The 2,680-nt window shown below is 75.1% G+C and carries 1 protein-coding gene; it reads right to left on the minus strand.

The annotated features are described in order from the left end of the window. Positions 1 to 2,345, minus strand: a 2,345-nt coding sequence (locus C1I98_RS37625) for an AfsR/SARP family transcriptional regulator (protein ID WP_233508530.1), incomplete at its 3' end; no start/stop codon positions are given. Positions 2,346 to 2,680 lie beyond the last annotated feature (335 nt).

The following is a 2,680-nucleotide window of genomic DNA, read 5'->3' on the forward strand; positions in this document are numbered from 1 at the left end:
CGCTCGTACTCCCCCCGCACCTCGGCCAGCCCGCCCAGCCACTCGGTCGCCTGGAGCAGCCCCCAGCGGTCGCCCAGCTCGCGGAACAGCCGCTCGCTCTCCGTCCCGGTCCGTTCGAGGGCCGGGAAGTCGCGCCGGGTGTAGGCGTCGCGGGCCAGCACGCTCAGCGTCACCGCGACCCCCCAGTGGTCGCCCAGCTCGCGGAACGTCAGTAGGGCGCTGTCGGCGAGGGCCCGGGCGGACGGCAGGTCGGGCATGCTCCACGCGAAGAACCACTCGGCCCGGGCGCGGTCGCCCGGATCGTCCATCGCGAGCGTGTCCTTCCAGTCGGCCCAGTCGGCGTCCTGGCCGAGCAGCAGCGCGAACCCGGCCCGCCAGGCCCGCGCCCTGGCCCGGTCCGCCTCCGGCGCCTCGCCGGGGGCGCGCAGCGCGACCTCCAGCGCCCGCCGCGCCTCACGCAGCCTGCCGCGCAGGAACCAGTACCAGGCCAGCGCGTTGACCAGCCGCAACGCCGCACCGGCGGGGGCGGCGTCGAGCGCGGCGCGCAGGTTGGCGGCCTCGGCGTCCAGGCGGCGCAGCCACTGCGCCTGCTCGGGCCCGCGCAGCCGCGCCTCCGCCCGTACGGCCAGCGCCGCGTAGCACTCGACGTGCGCCCGCCGTACCCGCTCGGTCTCGCCCGCGTCGTCCAGCCTGCGCCGGCAGTAGACGGCCACCGACTCCAGCAGCCGGTAGCGCGTCCCCGCGGGCCCGTCCACGACCGTCACCAGCGACCGGTCCACGAGCCGCGCGATCAGCTCCAGCACGTCCAGCCCGTCGCCGCCGCACACCTCCTCGGCGGCCTGGAGCGTGCAGCCGTCGGAGTAGATCGAAAGGCGGCGCAGCACCACCCGCTCGGCGTCGCTGAGCAGCGTCCAGCTCCAGTCGATCGTCGCCGACAGCGTCTGCTGCCGCGCCGGTCCGCCGCGCTGCCAGCCGGACAGCACCCGGAAACGGTCGTCCAGCCGGGCCACCAGCTCATCGACGCCGAGTGCCCGCACCCGGGTGGCGGCCAGTTCCAGGGCGAGCGGCAGGCCGTCCAGGCGGCGGCAGAGCTGCGCCACGGCCGCCGCGTTGGTCTCGTCCAGCGCGAACCCGCGCGCCGAGGCGGCGGCCCGCGCCAGGAAGAGCCGCACCGCGTGCGACTCGGCCACGGCGCGAAGGTCACCGTCTTCGGGCAGGTCGAGCGGCGGCACGGCGTACAGGGCCTCGCCGGACACGCACAACGGCTCCCTGCTGGTCGCCAGGACGCGCAGGCCGGGGGCGGCGCGCAGCAGCTCGTCGGCGAGCCGGGCGGCCCGCTCGACGACGTGCTCGCAGTTGTCGAGCACCAGCAGCATCCGCCGGGCGCGCAGCGCGTCCACCAGCCGTTCCAGGGCGCTGCCGGGGCCCGCGCCGTCCCTGACGTCGAGCGCGGCGAGCACGGCCTCGGCCAGCGAGTCGGTGTCGTCCTTTTCGTGCGCGGCCAGCTCGACCAGCCAGACCCCGTCGGCGTAGCGGCCGACCGGCCCGGCGGCCGTCTCCAGCGCCAGACGCGTTTTCCCGACCCCGCCGGAACCGGTCAGCGTGACCAGCCGGGCCGTGTCCAGCAGCGCGGTGATCTCGGCGACGGCCGTCTCCCGGCCGATCAGGTCGTTGACCGGGGCGGGCAGGTTGGTCGGCCGCCGCCGGGCCGGACCGCTCAGCGCGGGGTCCTGCCGCAGGATCCGGCCGTGCAGGTCGGCGAGTTCGGGGGAGGGGTCCAGGCCGAGTTCGCCGGCCAGCCGTTCGCGCAGCTCGCCGTACGCGGCCAGGGCCTCGCTCTGCCGTCCGGCCCGGTAGAGGGCCTTCACGTGGACGGCGCGCAGGCGTTCGCGCAGCGGGTGGGCGTTGGTCAGCTCGGCCACGTCCACCGGCTCGCCCGCGGCCAGCCGTACCTCCGACAGCTCCTCCACCGCCGCCAGCCGCGCCTCCTCCAGCCTGGTGATCGCCGGCCGGGCGAACTCGTGGTCGGCGAAGTCGGCGTACGCCGAACCCCGCCACAGGTCCAGCGCCTCGGGCAGTCGCCGCTCCGCCACCAGCCTGGCGAACCGGACGGCGTCCACCGCGTCCGGCTCCACCCGCAACTGGTAGCCGGGCGCGCGTGAGACGACCAGCAGCCTGCCCCCGGGCTCGGCCTCCTCCAGCGCCCGCCGCAACTGCGACACGCGCACCTGCAACGCCGCCACCGGATTGCCCGGCACGTCGTCCCCCCACAGGTCCGCGACGAGCCGATCGGCCGACACCACCCGGCCCTCGTGCGCGAGCAGATCGGCCAGCAAAGCCCGCACCTTGGTACCGGGAATCGAGACGACCTCTCCGGCGTCGGTCCATACGGTGAGCGGACCTAGTACCCCAAAACGCATACGACCGACCTTAGGCGGGCCGGGGAGCGTACGTCACCGGGAGTACGGCAGGCCACCGCCCCGCACACCACCCGTCGTACCTGCGAACAAGGCCACCGTCGGATGCCTCCGCGCCGCCGATGCCGGACCGTTGAGGTGTCGAAAGGAGACATCTCATGAACATCCTGGCCGTGACGCACTGGGGCGGTGGCTTCTGGCCGATCATCCCGCTGTTCTGGCTGCTCTTCTGGGCCGCCGCCATCACCCTGTTCATCAGGGCC

The sequence above is a fragment of the Spongiactinospora gelatinilytica genome (assembly GCF_003236385.1).
GTDB classification, from domain to species: Bacteria; Actinomycetota; Actinomycetes; order Streptosporangiales; family Streptosporangiaceae; genus Spongiactinospora; species Spongiactinospora gelatinilytica.